1 protein-coding gene is annotated in these 278 nt (G+C 65.1%); it reads left to right on the plus strand.

Annotation, left to right across the window (positions count from 1 at the left end):
* Positions 1-159 (plus strand): hypothetical protein (locus EIK80_RS26520; protein WP_199743656.1); only part of this gene is annotated, 159 nt, incomplete at its 5' end.
* Positions 160-278 lie beyond the last annotated feature (119 nt).

Below are 278 nucleotides of genomic sequence, written 5' to 3' on the forward strand. Positions count from 1 at the left end.
TGGATGGCCTGGGAGCGCGGCGTGAAGTCGCTGTACTACCTGCGCTCCAAGTCGGTGCAGCGCGCGGCCTATGCTGGCGCCGAGGACAAGGTCGCGGCGGCTCCAGGCTTGGACGTGCCGGACAAGACCGACTACGACGAGTGCCTGGCCTGCCAGTAAGGCTTGCCGCGCCTCTGACGGCGACGATCCGAAAAAGTGACGGCTGCGCGGGAAATCGCGCCGCCGTTTCACGTTCCCGGAACCCTAATCTGTCACAACGGGTTCAGACCCTGTGCGTT

The organism is Caulobacter sp. 602-1 (genome assembly GCF_003931565.1).
GTDB lineage: Bacteria > Pseudomonadota > Alphaproteobacteria > Caulobacterales > Caulobacteraceae > Caulobacter.